The following is a 21,804-nucleotide window of genomic DNA, read 5'->3' on the forward strand; positions in this document are numbered from 1 at the left end:
TTTTATTTTTTAAAAGCTTCATCAATGTACTCATTGTGGATCTGATTTTTAAAATTAAATGATTTCTTGATATAACCCACACCAGCTAAAGTATCGATTGATTCTTGTTGTGCCTTGATGGCATCTTCGGTAAAGTAGATATTTGGTTCTTCAGCTGTTATTATTTTTTTGACTGTGCTCACAGGCAATTTAGTTTCTTTAGAATAAATTTCAGATGCTTCATCTGGATTTTCAATTTGCCAATCGGCAGCTTTTTTATAAACCTTTAAGTAGGCCTCGACGATTTCAGGGTGTGCTTTTGCAAACTCGTTACGTGCAATGATTGCACCAGGAGCTAATATTTTTCCTTTTACATTAAGTGCGACTGCATTACCTTTTTCAATATTATTAAGGTAATAAGGGTTCCATATCGCCCAGGCGTCCAATTGTTTGGTTTCAAAAGCGGATTGAGCATCATCCGGTTGTAAATTGATGAGTTTAATATCATCAGTCGTTAAACCATGTGCTTTCAATGCCTTGATTAAATACACATGACCCGTTGTCCCCGAGGCAACACCGATCGTTTTTCCCTTTAAATCTTCAATCTTCTTTATGTCACCTTCTGGCTGAGCCAGGATCCGGACAGATGACTCACCTCGACCTGTTTGTGCAATCACTTCAAATGGCAGATTCTTATCAATTCCGGCAATTAGTGCACCATCCCCTAAAAAAGATAGGTCAACCCGATTGGAAGCGAGGGATTCCAAAAGCGGGGGACCACTCGGGAATTCACTCCACTCGATTTGGGCATCCAGTTTAGAAAACTCTTCGTCGAACAATCCCTTTTCCTTTGCAATGACCAATGGCCCCATCTTGCCATTTAAGGCAATATGAACTTTAAGTGGATCACTTTTCCCGGAAGCTTTACCGGCATCGGAATTACAACCTGCCAATACAGCAATGCTAATGATGGCAAGTAATACTGCGGTTAACTTGTTACGATATTCCTTCATGAATTCCCTCCTTTTTTATTACACTTACCACATCTGGATAGTCAGATTAATAACAAAAAAGAGATTCAACGAAGAGTATGCCGGGGTTACTCTTCATTGAATCTCCGGTAGTCCAGTTGATTCACATGACCTTTATTTAATTGGTTTTTTGTGAAGCGGATTTGTGTATGAATGCATCTTAACAGGTGTTAGAATAATCTGTCAATTTATTTATTGATTAATCCGATAAAATAAATTGGTATTCGGTGTTGATTATAAATAATCGATAAGTTAATATAAAATGAAATATTGAATCGACTAGTTAACTAGAGATTCAGCAAAGGGACAATATGTGCCTTATTGCTGGATCTCTATTTTTTTTATTTGAGAAAGGGTGAGGATATTGGTAGCGACGTTAGAAATTAATCATGTAAGCAAAACATTTAAGAATGATAATGAAAGTGTCCATGTTTTGGATAATTTAAATCTGAGCGTCAAAAATGGTGAGTTCGTCACCATCATTGGTCCGAGCGGCTGTGGGAAAAGCACATTATTAAAGCTGGTCGCAGGACTTGATTCAGACTTTGACGGCTCGATCATAGCAGGGGATCATCCGGTTAGCGCCCCTTCTAAAGACCGTGGTTTCATTTTTCAGGAGCACCGCTTATTTCCATGGCTAAACGTGGAGAAAAATATTGCAGGTAACCTTCCATTAAAAAAACCGGACATTAGAAAAAGGGTGGATGATTTAATTTCACTTGTTAAGCTAAAAGGATTTGAAAAGGCGTATCCACGCCAATTATCAGGTGGAATGTCGCAGCGTGTTGCCATTGCCAGGGCCTTATTACGTAATCCTGAAGTTTTATTGCTGGATGAGCCATTCGGTGCATTGGATGCTTTCACGCGAACGCATCTTCAAGAGGCTTTGCTAGAAATATGGGAGAAGAATATGACAACGATGGTGCTTGTCACCCATGATATTGATGAATCCATCTTTTTATCGAGCAAAGTGGTAGTCATGGAGGCAAAGCCTGGACGGATTAAGGCTATCGTTCCAATTGATTTACCATATCCAAGAACTCGAACAAGCAAAGCGTTTCAGGAATTCAGGACCGTCATTTTAACCCAACTTGATCATCATCCTGAAGAAAGGGAAGATTGGAGCATTTAATTAATTTTTGAAAAAAGGAAGGATGAAAAATATGTCTACACAGACCGTTGCTCAAAACAAGTCGCTTGTCATAAGGAAAACGAAAAAACAATCCAAACTTGCCAAATCAGCATTGCGGGGTTCGTTCCTTCCCGTTGTCGTGTTGATTGCATGGCAATCATTAGGTTCGGCTGGCATCCTGCCGGCCCAATTATTCTCATCACCTTTATTAATCGTCACGACTTTCATTGATCTCGTTCAGTCAGGGGAAATGGGCATGCATTTACAAATCAGTTTAACGCGGGCTCTTCTTGGCTTTGCGTTAGGTGGTTTTTTAGGCTTATTGCTAGGAGTCATCGTTGGCATGCAAAAAAAATCCGAGGAATATCTTAATCCAAGCATTCAAATGTTACGAACAGTTCCTTTACTTGCGATTACCCCTTTATTCATTATGTGGTTCGGGTTTGGTGAACTATCCAAAGTGCTGCTTATTGCTTTAGGTGCTTTTTTTCCTCTATATTTACAAACTTTTTTGGGCCTTCGGAATGTGGATAAAAAACTATACGATGTTGCCCGAATCTTAGAGTTTAGCCGTCTGGAACAAATAACGAAGCTCATGATTCCGGCAGCTTTGCCAAACATATTGCTTGGTATCCGTTTAGCCTTAAGTGCGGCTTGGATGTGCCTGGTCGTAGCTGAATTGTTGGGTGCGGATAGAGGGGTGGGCTTCATGATCCAGGATGCCCGTTCATTCATGCAAACGGACGTCGTATTCGTAGGCATCATCATTTTTGCCCTCGCTGGCAAAATCTCCGATTCGTTTGTCCGTTTTTTAGAAAATCATTTATTGAAATGGCAAGATAGTTTTAAAGCCTAATTGAAAAGGATGCCCGCCCTGTTTTGGGTGGTCATCCTTTTCTTGTTTGTAGCGTGTTTTTAATTGATTTCTCTATGTAAGGGCAAATAAATGGTGAACGATGTTCCTTTGTTCAATTCGCTCTGCACCACGATTTTTCCTTTGTATTTTTGAACGATGGAATAACAAACGGTCAGGCCGATACCTGTTCCCCTGTCTTTAAGCGAATAAAATGGGGTGCCGAGTATTGCAAGCTGTTCTTTGGAGAGGCCTATTCCTGTATCCGTTATTCGTATTTTTGCCATAGTGCGTTCCTGCTCTGTTTCCACTTTGATGAATCCGGGATTGTTCATTGACTCAATTCCATTTTTCATGATATTGACCAGTATCTGCTTAAGCTCGATGGGATTCATGTTAATGTGCAGGTCGTCACGGAAATCCAAGAGAAAGCCTATGTTGCGATTATTGGCGAAACTCGTTAATAGATCGGAAATCTTTTGGATTTCGAAATTTAAAGGAATGACCTGTACATTATCCGTTTGAGGTTTTGCCAAAGACAAATAGTCATTGATTATCACTTGTGTATATTCAAGTTCTGTAAGCATGGTCTGTACATAAAATTTTTCCGTTTCATTCAGTTCCTTCTCTTGATCTAATAACTGGGCAAATCCTTTTACGACTGTAATCGGATTACGTATCTCATGTGCAATGGTGGCAGCGAGCTGTCCGACTGAGTTCAGTTGTTTGGCCTGCTGTATTTCCTTATGAAATGCATTAGTGGATTCCACCCTATTATTGGTTCCTATGAATACGAATACCAATATGATTTGTATAGCGATGAAATTAAGCGTGTTGCCGAAACTATCCAAAGCGACATATTCATAAGTATATTGAAGATCCGATTTTGAAATGATCAAGATGGAAGCGGGACCTAATATGAAATTTAAAGTGGCGACAATATAAAACCCGATTTTATCAAAGAGAAAAATGGGAATCAAGGGTGCTAAAGCAAATAAAGACATCATGATTGCGGTATCTGGAAATATCAAGAATTTTCCGTATAAATAAACAGTAATTAAGAAAATGAATAGGGTTTTATAAAAATTGACTTCTGTTTTTAAGTAAAATAACAGAGAAATTATCATCCCCGATATTAAAATGACCTGTAATATCATCTCGTAGGGATTATCTTTCCAACTTATAGGTGATACAGAAATCCCAACTAATAGTAAAAAGGATATCATTGCCATGAATGCTTTCAGTATAAATCGGTGTTTGTTTTGATAATATTGATAATTTTTTAACATAATTCCCCTTAATATTAATATTCTGTTGTTTGCTTAATAGTAATATGATACTAGTTTTTTGTAAATCAGAAAAAGATAGATTTTGCCATCGATAGTCTCTCTATATATAGTACCGGAAGGGGAGGTCAAGGAGTTAGGGAACAATTCTGTCCATGCCCCCTTGGTATGTCAACATTGTAACATCTGATCTAATATCTGAAATTTATCGGCTTTAAGCATGGTTTATTATGGATATAGCAGACTTGACGTATTAATGAAACGGTTAAAGACTTATTAAACAGCGAAGAAAGGAGTTAAGTAACAAGGAGTAAATGGTTAGTTGGTGGTATTTGGGTGACTGTTTTTTTCTACTATTTCAATATGTACATGCCAAGAAACTTTTTATATTTTCTTATTAGATTACCAGTATCCATGTTTAGCACATTTCTCATTTATAATTTTTTTGGATAAAGAGGCTTAATCAATAATTAAGCCATCATTCATATTGGGTTAGGTACAACAAACTAATGAAAGCACTGTGGGTAATTTTTTTGATAGGTTATTTTACTCATTTTGACTAATATATTATTTCTTTACATTATATTATCTGTAGATTCACATTCCCCTTCTAAAATGATGGTAATAATAGGAGGGAGAGAGGGAAAATGAAAACGAATATAAAGAAATTCGGTTTTTGTATGATGAGTGCGGCCTTTATATTGCAAGCTACTTCCATGGGGGCCTCAGCTGCAAATGGAAATCATTCCAATTCATCTATTTATGAGAAGAAAATCGTGAATATTGCACATCGGGGAGCTTCTGGTTATGCACCTGAACATACCATTCCCGCTTATCAATTGGGAGAACAAATGAAAGGTGACTACATAGAAATCGATCTTCAGATGACCAAGGATGGAAGATTGATAGCAATGCATGATGAAAAGGTGGATCGTACGACGAATGGTACAGGTCTGGTGAAGGATTTAACGCTGGCAGAAATCAAGCAACTGGATGCCGGTTCATGGTTTAATGAAAAATATCCGCAATTGGCAAAAGAGGTATATGAAGGGTTAAAGGTTCCCACTCTTGAAGAAGTCTTTAAGAAGTTCGGAAAGCAGGCCAATTACTATATCGAAACAAAGTCCCCTGAAGTATATCCAGGAATGGAAGAAGAACTTCTGCAGGTTCTGGAAGAATATAAAATGGTGGATTCAAAAGGCCGTACCAAGAATGTATTAATACAATCGTTCAGTAAAGAAAGCCTTATGAAGGTTCATGACATGAGTCCAAAGTTACCGCTTGTGCAACTCTATTCTTATAAGAACCCAGCAACCATTTCAGATGAAGAATTGGAATCCGTTAAGGAATATGCAATTGGCGTTGGCCCGAACTTCAATAAGGTTGATGGACAATATGTGAAGATGGTTCGCAGTCATGACCTTCAATTCCATCCATATACAGTAAATGATAGAGCGGATATGAAAAAGGCTCTTGAATGGGGTGCAACGGGGCTGTTCACTAATTATCCTGATGTATTCAGCGAGGTACTAAGAGAGTACAAGCATGATAATCACAATGAAAATGGGAATTAATAAGTAATTATGTGAGTCCCGGTTTTCCGGGGCTTTTTTTGTAATAGAGTCATGTGAACTTGAAGATGAGGCTCTATTGTTCATGTCCGATGTGCTGCCAACCGCATATTGGAGTGTAGAGAACGCTGGAGTCAAGAAAGATGATACGGTAGCGGTACTTGGTTGTGGCCCGATTGGCTTGATGGCTCAGAAGTTCGCTTGGATGAAAGGCGCAAAAAGGGTCATTGCAATCGACAATCTTCCTTATAGGCTCAATAAGGCAAAACAGATGAATAAGGTTGAGGCGTATAACTTCGACGAGTATAACGATATGGGCAGCTACATTTAGGAAATCACTTCAGGCGGGGCCGATGAGGTCATAGATTGTGTGGGTATGGATGGCAAGAAATCAACGATCGAGGCGATTGAGCAAAAGCTGAAACTTCAGGGCGGAACGTTAAGCGCGATCGGGATTCCACTTAACGCCGTACGTAAATTCGGTACGATCCAATTGACTGGCGTATACGGATCCAAATATAACATGTTCCCATTAGGCAATTTATTTGAAAGGAACATTAACCTGAAAATGGGGCAAGCACCAGTCATTCACTACATGCCAAAGCTTTTTGATGAAATCACGGCTGGAAAGTTCGACCCCACGGAAATCATATCCCATAAAGCCCCTCTCGAAAAAGCGAGTGAAGCTTATCAAATCTTTAACGATCACGAAGATGAATGCATTAAAGTGGTGTTAAAGCCATAATCTGAAGCTTATAAAAAGTCCAATGCATGGAGCTGCATTGGACTTTTTGGCTATGTTCACAAATAGTAAATGGCGTATTATGGATAAACGTATAAAAGAGTTGTGAAATATGAATGATAATTATGCCTTTGAACTGAAGAAATCAGGATTACACTGATTTTTTTACTATAATGGGTGGCTTTCGTTTCAGGGGAATCCGGAAATGTGACGACTGACCCTTCAATTGATGAAGGAGCATATGCCAAGTGAACTTGAATAAGGGTTTTTGGTAATGAGATGGAGTATTTATATTATATAATGATAGTGACAAAAGGAGGATGTATAGATGGTATATAATTCGGCAGCAGAACTTTGTGAAGGGTTTGGGTATCCGCCCGTTCACGTTAAATTGACGATAGAGATCGTCGATAAGAGATTGGGACCTGTAACGGCGGAAGCAGAGATTGCCATCAAGCCTGTTAAGTCAAAGGAATATCTAGAAGTATTGGTGGAAGAATTGGAATCGGAGCATATCTTTGCTGATGAAAATGGCAGTATCTATGGCAGCTTCGGCATCGATCAAAGCATCCAGATATATGATGAAGTCCTGACTACAATTCCGTTCGAAGAGTTAATAGGAAAGGAAAATTGGAAAGAGACAATTGAGGAATCAATCATTGTGGATAAGCTAAATGAACAACTGGGGAAATCCCTCAATGATTATCAATTCAGTGATTTGAGCGGGAAATATAAATTCAGGAAAAGATGTACGATAACGGAACTTCAATTCATAGAATAAACCAAAACTGGAGAAGGCGAAATGCTTTCTCTTTTTTCGATGCTATCATAATCAAATGTTTATAGTGACACAATCCGTTAGGTTTTTTAAACATACACAATGACAAGGAGAGATCAGTAAGGCTTTTTATAGTTTCAACATACATTTTTTTATGGTTTTACATAGGGTAATATATTGATAAGGACTTTTACAAGAAAACGAAATGTATATTTTAAAAGATAAAAAGGAGAATATATGAAAATTGGTTTGGTACGGCATTTTAAGGTGGCACATGAATTTCCCACTGGGAGACCTGTGACGGCGGATGATATGAAGCAATGGTTTGAGGACTATGATGCAGCGGATATCATTTACGGAACGACTTTATTTGGTGTGGAGGAATGGCAGGAATGTTATAGCAGTGATATGTCGAGAGCTGTCAAGACAGCGGAACATATCTATCCAGGTACGGTTCATCGGATGGAGGAGCTGCGGGAAATACCTTCCCCTCCTCTTAAAGGAAAGGTTAAGCTGCCGTTCATCCTTTGGGCCATCTGGATTCGCTGCTGCTCGGTAATCAACAAGCAGACAAGGGCGGAAATTAAGATCGCAGAGCGAAGAATCAATAAAGTATTGGATGAGGTCTTAGCAAAGGGGGACAGGGATGTTCTGATCGTGAGTCATGCCGCCCTCATGGTATATATAAGGAAAGAGCTGATACGACGTGGGTTCACTGGTCCAAAATTCAAGATTGCCAGTAATGGAAAGCTTTATGTATTTGAAAGATGATAAAGGGGAAAATATTAGGTTTCCCACCAGAAAGGGTAAGTCATTTTTGCTTATTTTAAGAAAGAGGAAGGCATTTTCCGAATAGTTATTCTTTTTTTATTGGTTGTGGTTTATTATTGTAATAGTGTAATTTTTACGAATTCAATAATAGGGAAAGAGGGGTGGACATTTTGCTGAAGGCAGTTTTTTTTGATTTAGATGATACATTACTATGGGATCAGAAAAGTGTAAAAGAGGCTTTTGTGGCCACATGCGAAGTGGCTAAGGAGAAATATGATCTGAATGTCGACGAGTTTGAAGAAGCGGTGCGAAAGGAAGCACGTGAGCTTTATTCTTCTTACGATACATATGCATTCACTCAAATGATCGGAATCAACCCATTTGAGGGATTATGGGGAAATTTTCAGGATGATCATGATGAATTCCGGAAGATGGCCGGGATTGCACCGGCTTATCGGAAAGAAGCGTGGACGAGAGGTTTGAAGGCATTAGGGATCGATGATCCGGAATTTGGGCTTGAACTGGCAGAACGTTTCCCGGCCGAGAGACGCAAAAAGCCATTTATCTATGAAGAATCCTTCCGTGTTCTGGATGAATTAAAAGGGAAGTACAAATTGCTATTGCTTACGAATGGATCTCCTGAACTGCAAAATACCAAACTTGAAATTACGCCTGAACTGGTTCCTTATTTCGACCAAATCGTGATTTCAGGCGCATTTGGACGAGGTAAACCAGATGCCTCCATTTTTGAGCATGCTTTGGAAATCATGGAGCTTGATAAGGATGAAGTATTGATGGTCGGCGATAATTTAATGACCGATATCCTTGGAGCATCACGGGTAGGTATAAAGTCGGTTTGGATAAATCGCCATGATAAGGAACGGAATGAAGTGATTCCAACCTATGAAATCAAGCATTTAGAGGAGCTTTACCCAATCCTTGAGAGCCTGGGGAAATAATTAACGGTCCTCTCCAAATAACAAATTTTGGAGAGGTGTAATGAAAATATTAGGTCTTTCAAATTATTTACAGAATGAAAAGGGTGAGATATAGTTACCCTGTAATCAATTAAATTATTCAGACTAGGGGTGTCCAATAAAAGTTGGGCTGAGAGAGAAGCGCTTAAGCTTCTTAACCCTCAGGACCTGATCTGGTTCATACCAGCGTGGGGAAGTTAGAATCTACTAAACAATGACATTTCAATTGGTCATTTCTGTAGTCATACTAACGTTAGCCGGGTCTTAAATATGAGATCTGGCTTTTTCGTGCGAAATGGATTGGATTTTGTCCTTTTTAAATGAACTTAAAAAGGAGAAATGAAATCATGATGAGTAATTCTGTAAATGACATGAACGTTTCAATTATGTCCAGTTTTGCCGGGAGTAAAAAAGTGTATGTTGAGGGATCTAGACCTGATATTAAAGTACCTATGCGTGAAATTAAGTTAAGTCCGACTACAGGGGCATTCGGCGAAGAGGAAAATCCGCCTTTACGAGTTTATGACACAAGCGGTTTTTATACGGATTCAGATTATCCCATTGATATTCGTAAAGGTCTTGCCCCGATTAGACGAAGCTGGGTTCTGGAACGGGAAGATGTTGAAGAGTATGATGGCCGTGAAATAAAGCCCGAAGATAACGGGTATAAAAAAGTTGAGTCACAATCCAACGCCGAAGTTTTTCCGGGATTGAAAAGAAAACCATTGCGTGCAGTGAAAGGCCAAAACGTAACCCAGCTCCATTATGCCCGTAAAGGTATCATTACTCCAGAAATGGAGTTCATTTCGATCAGGGAAAATGTAGCCCCTCAGTTTGTAAGAGAAGAGGTAGCTAGCGGACGGGCTATCATTCCGGCAAATATTAACCATCCTGAAAGTGAGCCAATGATCATCGGACGTAATTTTCATGTGAAAATAAATGCGAATATTGGAAATTCCGCTGTTAGTTCATCGATCGAAGCTGAAGTGGAGAAAATGACTTGGGCTACACGATGGGGTGCAGACAATATAATGGATCTTTCCACTGGAAAGAACATTCACACGACTCGGGAATGGATTATCAGAAATTCACCTGTGCCAGTTGGGACGGTTCCGATATATCAAGCATTGGAAAAAGTGAATGGAGTCGCGGAGGATTTAAATTGGGAAGTTTTCCGGGATACATTAATCGAGCAGGCTGAGCAAGGTGTCGATTACTTCACCATACACGCTGGTGTGCTTTTGCGATACATCCCAATGACAGCAAAGCGAGTTACGGGAATCGTTTCCCGAGGGGGCTCCATCATGGCACAATGGTGCTTGGCCCACCACCAAGAAAGTTTTCTCTATACTCACTTTGAAGAGATTTGTGAAATCATGAAGGCGTATGATGTCTCTTTCTCATTAGGTGACGGCCTCCGTCCGGGATCCATTGCAGATGCAAACGATGAGGCACAATTTGCTGAATTGGAAACACTTGGGGAACTGACGAAGATTGCTTGGAAGCACGATGTTCAAGTCATGGTGGAGGGACCTGGTCACGTACCGATGCATTTAATTAAAGAAAATATGGATAAGCAGCTGGAAGTCTGTCAAGAAGCACCATTCTATACCCTGGGACCATTGACAACGGATATAGCTCCTGGATACGATCATATCACTTCTGCGATTGGTGCTGCCATGATCGGATGGTTTGGAACTGCCATGCTTTGTTATGTGACACCGAAAGAGCATTTGGGACTTCCGAATAAAGAGGATGTTCGGGTAGGGGTCATAACTTATAAAATTGCGGCCCACGCAGCTGACCTTGCTAAAGGTCATCCGCATGCAAGAAAACGGGATGATGCCCTTTCGAAGGCTAGATTCGAATTTCGTTGGAGAGATCAATTCAATCTTTCCCTCGATCCTGAAAGGGCGGTCGAATATCATGATGAAACTCTACCGGCTGAAGGTGCCAAAACAGCTCATTTCTGTTCAATGTGCGGCCCGAAATTCTGCAGTATGAGAATCTCTCAGGACATCCGTGATCTGGCGAAGGAAAAGGGTCTGGGTTTTGAGTCGGTAATCGATGAAGGGCTTAAAGAAAAAGCGAGTGAATTCAGGAAAACCGACGGGGAAATCTATCAATGATTCCGACGAGAGGGAGAATTCGATGAATCGGGTAATCCAGATAAAAGTTGAAATGAAACAGTTGGAAACTCAATTGGAACAGCTGAAAAGAGAGCTGAACATTTTTCGGGAGAATTGTAATCATGAATTTGTAAAGAATGATTATAGTCAACAATGTACAAAGTGCTACTTAATCGAAAGTCTGCAATGGTAGTGATGCCTTAATTGTCCCTTCATTATCCGAATTAACCCCCTTAATCATGTTGGGGCATTCAATCACAAAGTCAACATGATTAAGGGGATATTTCATTACTTTTTACAAACTTGTTTTAGTAATATGAAGAGGATGAGGGACAAGCCATCCCTTTTCCTTACTCAATCGTAGGAATTCAGCACTTTTTGGTATGGAATTGTGCGAACATCTGTGCAATATCTTCGCGGATGCATTGACCCATGATTTGGCTGCAAGTAACTAATCATGCATTAATATCGATTGATACTGAAGCACAGATTTCAGGATCTTGAAGTCGTGCCCCAGCGGGAATATCCTCTAAATTTGATTTAGGCCTTTCAGGTGGTGATGGTCACTTTCCTGTTTCCCTTGATTGATCACTTCTACGAGTAATTTATAAAGGTCCTTATCACCAGTATGATTACGCATAGTTTGATGACATGCAATCAAGCCTTTTGTTGTTAGAAATGCCCATGTTCCAAATACCTCACCGTAATGCATAGGCTCTTCTTTCGGATTTTCGCTTAAAATTCCCATAACCATCCTCCTTAAGAATTTCACTGTTTAACGTAGTTAAGTTACCCTGTACTAATCCATGTATGCATCGTTAATTCTTGGAAAACGTTGGAGTGATTTTAGCCTTTTATTCCTTGTAGCCTTTCTTGATAACATTCATCACAGAGCATTTCATTTCTATCCATGTCAGTAACTTGAAACGTTACAACATGGATTTTTTTTCTTCCGTTTCATCAGTACAATAGAAGCATTTATGTGTCATTAGAAATCCTCCCATTCAAATAAAAGTGTTTATAGTTTAAAACGTCACGTTTTTTTTATACAGAAAACATGACTGCCGCTTAATTGTTCTTCTTGGAAGAGTTTAGTTTGAATAATCCAGTTGGGGTTTAACATACTAAACTTGTTCACATGATTGATAAAACGAGGAGGGAAATACAATGCAAAACCAATATCAACAAGGTCAAGTACATCAGAACATGCAAACGGGTGCCATCCCACCACAAATGAATCACGGTGGTCACGAATTATTCGATGTACATGAAGTGTTGTCTGGAACGATTGGTACTTTAAACACATACACTCTTTTGCGTCAGCATGTAAAGGATCAGGAATTGATGGATATTCTGGATCGTCAATATCAGTTCATCCAAGATGAATATAATATTTCATTGGAGTGCTTCCAAACGGGCCAGGATCCTTCTAAACGGACCCAGAGTTACAAAATGAACCAAGGTAACGATTTCATATATGGATTGACACCAACACAGCCAAAGAAACCTTTGCAATCCGTGTCGGAAATTACGGATGAATGCATTTCAGGCTTGATGCTTGGAGCTGTCAAGTCTGCAGCATCCATGAAAGCGATGGCAGCGCTTGAAATAACGAATCCGGTGGTTCGCCGCGTATTTGCAGATTCCGTTCCGAACTGCATTGAAATGGCATATGAGATTTCGATATATCAAAACAAACATCATTACTACCAAGTTCCACAGCTTGCACAGCAGGATATGCAACAAATGATGAATTCGTATGCACCCGCACAAGGAAATAACAACAACATGAGTCATTAATAGCATTTGTTAAGAACAGAAAGAAGGGATAGGACTAACTCTCCTATCCCTTCTTTATCATTGTTTCATCTGATTTATTTCCTGAATGCATTCCTGGACAAGGGTAACAGCCTGACTCATGGTGGCTCCTCCGCCAAATGCCGCGGTCACGCCAATGGCTTCAAGAATTTCTTGTTCGGAACAGCCTTGATCAAGACATCCTTTTGTATGATAGATAATACAATATTCATCTTGTGAATATAAGCTTATTCCTAGTGCGATAAGCTGTTTTTCTTTCTGGGATAATTGACCTTCTTTAAAGCACTCTTCCGTAAACGAATTGAATTTCTCTGCGAGATCAGGCATTTTATGCGTAAAGACACCGATTCCAGCTTTATAATCACGAAGAGCATTTTCAGTAGAATTGTTAGCTTCAAATTCCATTTTCCATTCAGCTCCATCCTAAATTTTTTCATCAAAAATTAGTATGAGCTAAATGTTGGACGATTAAACAGAAACATAGGAGTTTACTAAAGTAATCATGGAACCCACCTTCTAACAGGCAAGTGAACCCTTAGGCCGGGTGGCTTTGAACCATTGATAGCAAAGGATGCAAATAAGTGCAACGTCAATGGCATCACCGGCATAGTACATTAACATTCCTCCATTTTCCGCTTGTCCCTTGGTGACTCCGCTTGGAGGATGGGCAAAAATATATTTAGAAAGGACATCATGGCCGGCCAGTGAAATTGTAAATACGATAGCTCGAAACATGAAGCTGAACCTGTGGGGCGCAGGGTCCATATAAATCATGGACGCAGTGAATAGATAGCCCGCTATGAACACGTGAAAATGCACCAATGCATGTAGAAGGGCATTTTGATGCATCAACTCATATAACTCAGTCGTATAAAGTATCCAGAGTCCCCCAATATTAAGCGCGGAAGCAGTGATTGGATTACTTAAAATGCGCAGCGGCCAACTTTTCAACAAATTTGAAAGGCGTCTTGCTGATTGTACATCAAGTGTTCGCAGTGCAAGAGTAATAGGTGCAGCAAGCACGAGGAGGGTTGGTGCAATCATACCAAGCAGTAAATGACTAACCATGTGCGCCGTGAAGTCCATATGCGCGCGATTGGCTATGGGGCCTATAATTGCAGAGGTTGCACAGATTGTACCAAGAATCCAAAAGAACGTACGGTATAAGGGCCATTTTTTATAGCGGCGGTTCGAAATTACGACAGCTGCTAGATAAATAACTATAGCAAGCGAGAAAAGAATCAAAAAAATCGGTTCAAAACCAGTTCCAATATCATGAATATGTCCATTACTGTGCATTGCGACCGCCTTCTTTCACTTTAAGTAAGCTGCGCCATGTTTGAATGAGGAAGGTAATGCCGATCAGTATCATGATTGCGGCTGCAATGTTCCAAATCAAGTCGTATGGGAGAATATCGACATTGTAACGAATTTGATGGAGACGCATTAGCTTGTGCTGGATGGTCCCATCATATAACTGAAAAGAACCTGCCCCGAGCAAAACTCCTCCTATCCACCTTTTCAGCCATAATCCCTTTCGGCGGCGAAGGTCAGCGAACATGAACAGAGACCCTACCGTTGCGAACCAGCTTAGGGCATGAAATAAACCATCCGAGACAAGTCCGATACTGGATGTGGACTTGTCATAGAAATGGTGCCAATGTAATAGCTGATGAAAGATGGCTTCATCGATGAATGCCACCAATCCGAGCCCGAATAGAAAACCAGACCATAGATTACGAGCGGAATAAGTATATCGTAATTCTGAAATGGATTGATTTTTTTGATTTCGGGGCCTGAAATCCATTTTCCATCCTCCTTTTAAGTTTCTTTATATGTGGTTGATTTTCCTATATATGGTTCTTTCTACTTTACCCTGTATTGCAAAGTTATAGACAGGTAAATGGATCTTTTATAAATCTTATTAGTGATCCATTCATGGTCCTAATATAATCCTGGATTTTTAGTTCAATGTTCAATTTTCATTTAATGTATTTTTTTCCAATTACTGTTCATTATAACTGGATTCATGTTTCAAGCATGGACAGGCGGGTAATAAAAATTTAGAAAGTCAACTATTAATAAAAGGAGGAGTCAAAATGTTTCGTCATCAAAAAGAATTGCAATTTGAAGTTAAAGTAGAGCGGCCAGATCCGATGCTTGCACGCCAAATTCAGGAAGTGTTAGGTGGACAGTTTGGGGAAATGACTGTCATGATGCAATATCTTTTTCAGGGCTTTAACTGCCGTGGGGAAGAAAAATACAAAGATATGCTGATGGATATTGGTACAGAGGAAATTGGACATGTAGAGATGCTTTGTTCGCTCATTAGTCAATTACTTGATGGCGCTTCTCCGGAAGATCAGGCAGAGGCCGCAAAAGATCCAGCTACAGCAGCAATCATGGGTGGAATTAATCCCCAGCATTTGCTCGTAAGCGGACTTGGCGGACTGCCAACCAACTCGAATGGAGTGCCTTGGAACGGATCTTATATTGTAGCGAGCGGAAATCTATTAGCGGACATGCGATCGAATCTGCATGCTGAAAGCCAAGGACGCCTTCAAGTGGCCCGTTTATATCATATGACCAAAGATGAAGGGGTACGTGCAACCTTCCGTAAAATGTTAGCCCGTGATCGTTACCACCAATATCAATGGATGGCGGCCATTGCAGAACTTGAAGAAAAAAATGGCATTGTCGTTCCCGCGTCATTCCCACCGGAAGCGGAAATGGAATCTCAACCGGAAGCGTACGAATTCTGGAACTTGTCAGAAGGTATTGAATCAGGAGACGGCCTGTGGGCAACAGGAAGCGCCCCAGATGGTACGGGGGATTTTGTATATGTAGCTGAACCAGTTGCAAAAGGGCAGATTCCTAGCCCTAAGGTTCCGGCAGCACAATTGCATCATGACCTGGATAGAAGTCAATCGCTTAATAAAAGGTAATGGAAACTTTTCAAAAAAGGCTCGATGGCCCCTAAAGGGACATCGGTTTTTTTATGTTTACAAAGTCTGATTATTTGCGTGTGGATATGTTTTGGAGTAGCATAGTTTCCATCTTCAAGACACCATTTTAAATAGTAAGAAGTGGGACAAATGAAAGCAGTAGGTGCAGAAAAATTACTATTTAAAGATTTTTCTAAGCCACCCCGGAATAGGGCGAATGAAGTTTCTGGGGAAGTGGTGGAAAGGGAAAAGGAAAAAGGAAAAGGTGGAGCTAATGGAAGATTGATTGAAGAATGAAATATGGACAAAGTATAATGAATATATACAAAGTCAAGATGCTCTTCGTCGGTATCTGTCTAAAGGGGGAATCTTAATGAATGAACTGAATTCATTATTCAGGAAAAGAATAGGGCTCCAGGAAGATGTGAAACTGACATTTGAGAAATTAGAGGAAATTCTGGATAAGACAGCGAAAACCATTCCTTTTGAAAACTTATCGATCATGGCATCCCATCTGAGTGATATCAATAAAACGAATATCATGAACAAAGTCCTCGTGAGGAATGAGGGTGGATTATGCTATGAATTGAATGCAGCCCTTTATTTTTTCCTGAAGGAAAATGACTTTGATGTATTCTTGGTTCGGGGTGTCATCTATAATCAGGGGTGGATGACCATAGGAAGGACCCATGTCACCATTCTATTGAACCATGAGGGCCGAACCTATTTGATCGATACGGGTTTTGGCGGGAATCTGCCTTTAAAACCAGTTCCGTTGAACGGAGAAACGGTCGTTTCCCAAAATGGTGAGTTCAGGATAAAAAAAGAAAGTACCGACCATGGAGATCATATCCTTGAATTAAAACTGAAACATAAAGATCGCGATTGGAGAAAAGGGTATGCTTTCGATTCTTCAAAACCGGTAGGAAATGTAGCGGAACTTAATGAGGTCCAAACGATCATCAGGGAAAATCCCCAATCGCCATTTAATAAGCATCCATTAATCACCCGTTTGACAAACAGCGGGAACATCACTTTAACTGATACATCCTTTACACAGTGGGAAGATGGGAAAGTGACGAAAGAAGAAATAGATGGAACACGATTTAAGGAGTTAATGAAACAGCACTTCGATAGATAGTGGAAAAAAGGACTAAATATCAAAGGCGTCCATACCAAAAGACTGTCCATTCCCGACAGTCTTTTTATGAATACCGGCGAGGAGGCTGGCGGACAGGCAGCGAATTTCTAAAGAACTGTAGGTAAACTCGCTTTTTTCGAATTTGTCTACAGTCTAAAACATCCATTACGGAAGTTTTTACTATTTATTCAATAGATTCTAATTCAGTGGGGTGAGAAGGATATGGAGAGGAAGAATAGATTGGTTTTTACTAGATCGAATGCAGCTGCTAAACGAAAATTCGATGAAGCGATCACCATTTTGGAATATAGCGTAATGCTCGTTGAACTCTTTGGTTTAGAAGAGTTCAACAATATAATTGCCGGACAGTTAAGGCTGATTCTATGTGAAACGAAAATTACGCGCATAAAGCGGGAAAAGGTCACGATTGACCAATCATTAATTAAGAAAATCAATCCTAACCCGAAATTGTATCCGATTAAAGATTCCATTCAAATGAGCAATGTTCATATTACGGAAGACCTCTTCGATTATACTAAACAGAGAATTGAGCTAAAGCTTTGGAGAAAACAAATTATCTATAAAACCGATATCGAAGGAAAAATCCAGGAAATTAAAATCATTGATTTTATTAAGGAAACAGCTAATAAGATTGGCGGTGCGCAAGCTGAATCAAGTTTCCCTAATAAGTCCATTATTTCGGATGGACATACCAAAACCATGTTAATAGGTATAGCGAAAGGGTTATTCAAATCCATAGGCAGGGATTATAAAAAACATGCCTCCATGAACCTTTCACATATCATACAAAAAATCGAACAATCAACTTTGGGAGACTCTTTGGGAGACTAGACATAAGAAGGACTTTTGACCAAGTCCTTCTTGCTTGATTTCCAGGCAATATCTGGCAGGATTGTTCACCTCAAATAACCTCTATCAATAAACCATCTCTTTTTACCTCTGTTAAACCACGATCGAATGCATGCTGTTCACTTTTATTATTTAAATAATTAAGGTTACTAATATAGAAGAATGGGGAATTCCCTGATTACAAACAAACATTGGGGCCTTATATGTAAATGTAAAGACTTATTAAATTTACACTAAAATGCTGCTATGGAAGATTGAGATAATTTATAATGATATTCCGAATATAGTTTTACACAAAATTGGAAAAATAAACTGAAAATAAAAAGAAAGAGATGATGATATGAAGGATTTTGATAGAAACCTTCCTGCCGAATGGCTGGAATTAGTCATATTGGCAATGAAATCGGATGTTACAAAAGAGCAATTCAAAAAGTTTCTGCAAGAAAAGTCGAATAGCAATAAAAGTAGCGATTGTGGTGGCTAAATAGAATTCTGTTCAACAAAAAAAGGTGATTTTTTCTATCTGCGGAGAAAGGTTCTTCTTTTTTCAGACCTTTAATATTAACGCTATCAGGTAAAACAGGACTATTGCATAAAAAAAGTATGAGGACACCATTTCTTTTGTTACAAGTCACTCCTTATTTTCTGCATATTTAATTGCTAAAATGGATGCGATCATAAAGGAGGTTTTATTCAATATGAAAAAAAGAACAAAATTGCCTATCATCCTATCATTATTAGCAGCGCTGTTTTTAGTCCTTGGCGCATGTTCCAACAGCGATGATAAGAACAAAGAAGAAAAAGAAGAAATGGAACATAGTGAAATGGACATGAACCATTCTAACTCGGGTGATGTTCCAGAAGGATTAAAAGCTGCAGAAAATCCAACCTATGAAGTTGGAAGTCAAGCGATTATCGAATCAGGTCATATGGAAAGCATGAAGGGGGCGGAAGCAACAATAGTGGGTGCATTTGATACGACTGCTTATGCAATTTCGTATACGCCTGCAACTGGCGGAGAAAAGGTAGAAAATCATAAATGGATCATACACGAAGAAATCAAAGGTGCAGGTGAGAAGACGTATGAACCCGGAGCGAAGGTCACAATAAATGCTTCTCATATGGAAGGGATGAACGGGACAGTCGCTGAAGTTGAATCTGCTGAAAAAACGACTGTTTATATGGTCGATTTCACACCGACTACGGGGGGAGAAAAAGTAAAGAACCATAAATGGGTAACGGAAAGTGAATTATCAGCGTCTGAATGATTTAACATCATGATTTGCAAAACAGAAGAAGAAAATAAGTCTTGGTTATCCTTCATGGTTACTTTTTTTATGGATGAAACCAATAGGAACGTTTTTTAAAAAAATTTAAACAACTCGCTTTTCTTCGAGTTTGTCTACAGTCTGAAGGAATGGCAAACAAGCCATTCCTTTTTTTGTGAAAACTTTCTTGGAAATTATTGTATGTAGTGGATTGTAAAACTTTAGTATCTGTTAATATGGATTTATCAAAATGTAAAAAATGGGGTGTAAGTTTGGTGACTGGATTAACTATTAGACCTTTTATGGAAAATGACTATGAGGCGCTGAGCAACTATTGTTTACCTATAGAACAAGCAATCTATACTTCTTTACCTTTGAAAGTTATCGAAGACTTCAGGAAGGATAAATATAATCTCCCCATGGTCATTTATTTAGATCAGGATTTGATTGGTTGTTTTGCCTTATATACGGATAAAGCGGGAAATCAATATACAAGTAATGAGAATGCGGTTCTTCTTAAATCATTCTCCTTGGATTTGCGCCATCAAAAAAAGGGGCTGGCTTTTAAGACTTTAAAAGTGTTGCCTGAGATGATCAAACTAAGTCATCCAGATAAAAATGAGATTATTCTAACGGTGCATCATTCGAATGTTCCAGCGATAAATTTATATAAAAAAGCTGGATTCGTTGACAAAGGATACAGATTTAATGGGGAAGAAGGGGAGGAATTTATTTTCCACTTTGCTCTGGATTAAGGGAGCTTTAGATAACTTCCGGAATATATAGAGGGCAGTGGAACGTGTTTGCAACCTCGGGGGAGTATGATAGAAGACAAAACGTTCTCCCATGAGAGGTAAACGATAGGGGGATCAATCATATTAGAGGCATAAAGGAAATGGGAATCTCCCATAGTACCTAGTCCCCGGTGTGTATGGGATTTAATTAAACTTCCATACACAGTATCTTAAAAATGAAAGAGTGGTTAAACGCAAAATAGGCATCTTAATGACCCTTCAGTTTGTCGACAAAATTGGGTTCGGGATGGTGTTATCCATAATCCCTTTCACGGCTTTAGCGATGGAAGGATTACCAAAATTTTTTACTCTTTTATATGGGAAGAAACTCATATTAGATTGAAGAAAGTTGCGACACTCCTGCCGAATAACTGGCTAGCCGAGACACCGCAGACGCTTGGCAGACAGTCGGCGGAAAGGGAGCGGATTTCTGAAATCAATTGGAACGTTTTTCAAAGAAAAAAACTGTAAGCAAACCCGATTTTCGAATTTGTCTACAGTCTGAAACATCTTAATGATGCTTATTTGAGATTTTTCCCTATAATTTTAATATCGATACGATATGTTCAGAATTCACGGTATCCATCCTACAATTTCTAAAATCGTGAGAACAATCTCAAAGACAATGAGAATCACAATGATCCATTCAACGAATAGTCCCCTGATCGAATGGCTGATGTTAGAAAACCCATCCATAATGTTATATAAAATTTCAGTTTTACTTTTCAAGATTTTATACCGATCATTCAATTCAAAAAAATCAAGCATTCTGTCATAAAATTCGCCGGCAATACTGCTTGTCCATGTAATATCAGGTTTATCCAGAATCATGATATACGCTAGGGTATTGTACTCGTGACGTACGATTTTTGCCGTCGTCCTCGCTAGTTCCTTGTTGCCGATTCTCAGCTTGCCTTTTTCCAGTCGGTCTATCATGGCTTCGAGCTTGTCGTGAATTTTTCCGAGTTGTTCCTCGGTTTTTTCAAGTGCCACCGATTTTGCGAGAATAGTGGAAATTAATTCAGGGTAGAAAAATTCATATTTAGGCACAACTACATATTCGTCTGTCAAATTGATGTTTTCAGTTTCACTGAAGTGAAGGCTGTAATCGTCTGTATATCTATCTACATTAACGAGATCAATGTCCGGCTCGAAAGAATGGATAAAGGATGAAAATTCCTTAATCTCATCCGCGTGTGAGTGATTAATGAAGACAATGCTGCCAAAGGAAAAAACCAGCACCTGTTGTGATTCGTCCACATTTTTATTAAGGATGGAACTTAGAATATCGCCTTTAAGGATTAAAGGCTCTTCCCAGGTGAATTTTTTAGGGATACCGCAATGAATGGCGATCTTGTTCAAATCAATTTCATTAGTGATTGCACAAGCTTTAAAGGTAATTGGTTCCATCTATATCACTCTCTTCAGCAAATTGGTCTTTTTTCGATTCTATTCTATTCTTGCAAAAACATGCTTGAATAATTCTTGAAGGTAGAAAAAGTTTACTGATTGGTGTCTAAACCAATAAATTTCATTAAGGATATAAAAAATAATCAAGTCTAAGCTTTTGGTTTTATGCTCTACACTCCCAACTCCAATTAACAGACTTAAAATACAATAGTTTATATGTAAGAGGGCGATTATACGAATGCTGATCCTCCCGGTTATGTTCTTACTTAAACTTAACAAAAACATATAAAAGTTCATGAAAACTTTACT

The 21,804-nt window shown here is 39.2% G+C and carries 23 protein-coding genes, 2 pseudogenes and 1 riboswitch; of the genes and pseudogenes, 18 read left to right on the plus strand and 7 right to left on the minus strand.

The features are described 5' to 3' along the window. Positions 1–2: 2 nt before the first annotated feature. Positions 3–992, minus strand: coding sequence for an ABC transporter substrate-binding protein (locus tag AC3ISB_RS03880; protein WP_141993747.1), 990 nt, complete (start codon positions 990–992; stop codon positions 3–5). Between the two features lie 379 nt (positions 993–1,371). Here AC3ISB_RS03880 and AC3ISB_RS03885 point away from each other — a divergent pair, with 379 nt between their 5' ends. Continuing rightward, positions 1,372–2,142, plus strand: a complete 771-nt coding sequence (locus AC3ISB_RS03885; RefSeq protein ID WP_377413241.1) for an ABC transporter ATP-binding protein — start codon at positions 1,372–1,374, stop codon at positions 2,140–2,142. A 31-nt stretch (positions 2,143–2,173) separates the two neighbouring features. Continuing rightward, positions 2,174–2,998 (plus strand): ABC transporter permease, encoded by an 825-nt coding sequence (locus AC3ISB_RS03890; protein WP_141993749.1) that lies wholly within the window; start codon positions 2,174–2,176, stop codon positions 2,996–2,998. A gap of 59 nt (positions 2,999–3,057) precedes the next feature. Here the strand turns inward: AC3ISB_RS03890 and AC3ISB_RS03895 are convergent, their stop codons facing one another. Continuing rightward, on the minus strand, positions 3,058–4,284 hold the full coding sequence (locus AC3ISB_RS03895; RefSeq protein WP_480340075.1) for an ATP-binding protein: 1,227 nt from the start codon (positions 4,282–4,284) through the stop codon (positions 3,058–3,060). 644 nt (positions 4,285–4,928) lie between these two features. On the opposite strand from AC3ISB_RS03895, the gene AC3ISB_RS03900 reads away from it, so the two are divergent. From AC3ISB_RS03900 to AC3ISB_RS03930, 7 genes and pseudogenes are all read left to right on the plus strand, one after another. Beyond that, the gene (locus AC3ISB_RS03900) at positions 4,929–5,855 is read left to right on the plus strand and encodes a glycerophosphodiester phosphodiesterase (protein ID WP_144528511.1); all 927 of its coding nucleotides are present in this window, start codon (positions 4,929–4,931) and stop codon (positions 5,853–5,855) included. A gap of 34 nt (positions 5,856–5,889) precedes the next feature. Continuing rightward, positions 5,890–6,597: pseudogene (locus tag AC3ISB_RS03905) on the plus strand (zinc-binding dehydrogenase); the annotation flags it as partial. Positions 6,598–6,922: 325 nt separating this feature from the next. Continuing rightward, positions 6,923–7,375 carry a hypothetical protein gene (locus tag AC3ISB_RS03910; RefSeq protein WP_480340074.1) on the plus strand — a complete coding sequence of 151 codons (453 nt, stop codon included), beginning with the start codon at positions 6,923–6,925 and terminating at the stop codon, positions 7,373–7,375. 234 nt (positions 7,376–7,609) lie between these two features. After that, the gene (locus AC3ISB_RS03915; RefSeq protein ID WP_144551733.1) at positions 7,610–8,143 is read left to right on the plus strand and encodes a histidine phosphatase family protein; all 534 of its coding nucleotides are present in this window, start codon (positions 7,610–7,612) and stop codon (positions 8,141–8,143) included. Positions 8,144–8,313: 170 nt separating this feature from the next. Next, positions 8,314–9,102 (plus strand): HAD family hydrolase, encoded by a 789-nt coding sequence (locus AC3ISB_RS03920; RefSeq protein ID WP_098370868.1) that lies wholly within the window; start codon positions 8,314–8,316, stop codon positions 9,100–9,102. Positions 9,103–9,217: 115 nt separating this feature from the next. Further along, positions 9,218–9,332, plus strand: a riboswitch (TPP riboswitch). A 135-nt stretch (positions 9,333–9,467) separates the two neighbouring features. Beyond that, complete coding sequence (gene thiC, locus AC3ISB_RS03925) at positions 9,468–11,249, plus strand: phosphomethylpyrimidine synthase ThiC (protein WP_489275601.1); 1,782 nt, start codon at positions 9,468–9,470, stop codon at positions 11,247–11,249. Between the two features lie 22 nt (positions 11,250–11,271). Further along, the gene (locus AC3ISB_RS03930; protein WP_179891032.1) at positions 11,272–11,442 is read left to right on the plus strand and encodes a hypothetical protein; all 171 of its coding nucleotides are present in this window, start codon (positions 11,272–11,274) and stop codon (positions 11,440–11,442) included. A 102-nt stretch (positions 11,443–11,544) separates the two neighbouring features. Here AC3ISB_RS03930 and AC3ISB_RS03935 read toward each other — a convergent pair. Continuing rightward, positions 11,545–11,997 (minus strand): annotated as a pseudogene (locus AC3ISB_RS03935) (DUF3231 family protein). Between the two features lie 419 nt (positions 11,998–12,416). On the opposite strand from AC3ISB_RS03935, the gene AC3ISB_RS03940 reads away from it, so the two are divergent. Further along, complete coding sequence (locus tag AC3ISB_RS03940; RefSeq protein ID WP_141993756.1) at positions 12,417–13,049, plus strand: spore coat protein; 633 nt, start codon at positions 12,417–12,419, stop codon at positions 13,047–13,049. A gap of 57 nt (positions 13,050–13,106) precedes the next feature. Here the strand turns inward: AC3ISB_RS03940 and AC3ISB_RS03945 are convergent, their stop codons facing one another. The 3 genes from AC3ISB_RS03945 to AC3ISB_RS03955 form a co-directional block, all read right to left on the minus strand. Continuing rightward, positions 13,107–13,472, minus strand: a complete 366-nt coding sequence (locus tag AC3ISB_RS03945) for a carboxymuconolactone decarboxylase family protein (RefSeq protein ID WP_098370871.1) — start codon at positions 13,470–13,472, stop codon at positions 13,107–13,109. Between the two features lie 111 nt (positions 13,473–13,583). After that, positions 13,584–14,366: a cytochrome c oxidase assembly protein gene (locus AC3ISB_RS03950; RefSeq protein WP_489275602.1), complete on the minus strand. Its 783-nt coding sequence runs from the start codon at positions 14,364–14,366 to the stop codon at positions 13,584–13,586. Continuing rightward, positions 14,356–14,874 (minus strand): DUF2243 domain-containing protein, encoded by a 519-nt coding sequence (locus AC3ISB_RS03955; protein ID WP_480340072.1) that lies wholly within the window; start codon positions 14,872–14,874, stop codon positions 14,356–14,358. Before AC3ISB_RS03955 ends, AC3ISB_RS03950 begins: the two co-directional genes overlap by 11 nt. Positions 14,875–15,166: 292 nt before the next feature. Between AC3ISB_RS03955 and AC3ISB_RS03960 the strand changes: the two genes are divergently transcribed. The 8 genes from AC3ISB_RS03960 to AC3ISB_RS03995 all read left to right on the plus strand — a co-directional run bounded on the left by AC3ISB_RS03960 (position 15,167) and on the right by AC3ISB_RS03995 (position 20,556). Continuing rightward, positions 15,167–16,012 (plus strand): manganese catalase, encoded by an 846-nt coding sequence (locus AC3ISB_RS03960; RefSeq protein WP_480340071.1) that lies wholly within the window; start codon positions 15,167–15,169, stop codon positions 16,010–16,012. A gap of 150 nt (positions 16,013–16,162) precedes the next feature. Further along, the gene (locus tag AC3ISB_RS03965) at positions 16,163–16,309 is read left to right on the plus strand and encodes a hypothetical protein (protein WP_480340070.1); all 147 of its coding nucleotides are present in this window, start codon (positions 16,163–16,165) and stop codon (positions 16,307–16,309) included. A gap of 76 nt (positions 16,310–16,385) precedes the next feature. Next, complete coding sequence (locus AC3ISB_RS03970) at positions 16,386–17,153, plus strand: arylamine N-acetyltransferase family protein (protein WP_480340069.1); 768 nt, start codon at positions 16,386–16,388, stop codon at positions 17,151–17,153. 222 nt (positions 17,154–17,375) lie between these two features. Continuing rightward, positions 17,376–18,005: a hypothetical protein gene (locus AC3ISB_RS03975; RefSeq protein ID WP_141993760.1), complete on the plus strand. Its 630-nt coding sequence runs from the start codon at positions 17,376–17,378 to the stop codon at positions 18,003–18,005. Between the two features lie 358 nt (positions 18,006–18,363). Next, complete coding sequence (locus tag AC3ISB_RS03980; RefSeq protein ID WP_489275603.1) at positions 18,364–18,507, plus strand: anti-repressor SinI family protein; 144 nt, start codon at positions 18,364–18,366, stop codon at positions 18,505–18,507. 214 nt (positions 18,508–18,721) lie between these two features. Further along, complete coding sequence (locus tag AC3ISB_RS03985; protein WP_489275604.1) at positions 18,722–19,291, plus strand: YdhK family protein; 570 nt, start codon at positions 18,722–18,724, stop codon at positions 19,289–19,291. Between the two features lie 275 nt (positions 19,292–19,566). Continuing rightward, the gene (locus AC3ISB_RS03990) at positions 19,567–20,046 is read left to right on the plus strand and encodes a GNAT family N-acetyltransferase (RefSeq protein ID WP_480340068.1); all 480 of its coding nucleotides are present in this window, start codon (positions 19,567–19,569) and stop codon (positions 20,044–20,046) included. A gap of 378 nt (positions 20,047–20,424) precedes the next feature. Then, on the plus strand, positions 20,425–20,556 hold the full coding sequence (locus AC3ISB_RS03995) for a hypothetical protein (RefSeq protein WP_286176981.1): 132 nt from the start codon (positions 20,425–20,427) through the stop codon (positions 20,554–20,556). A 102-nt stretch (positions 20,557–20,658) separates the two neighbouring features. On the opposite strand, the gene AC3ISB_RS04000 is transcribed toward AC3ISB_RS03995, so the two are convergent. Further along, positions 20,659–21,495, minus strand: coding sequence for an RMD1 family protein (locus AC3ISB_RS04000; protein WP_480340067.1), 837 nt, complete (start codon positions 21,493–21,495; stop codon positions 20,659–20,661). Positions 21,496–21,804: the final 309 nt, after the last annotated feature.

Source organism: Peribacillus sp. GL_122 (assembly GCF_057835005.1).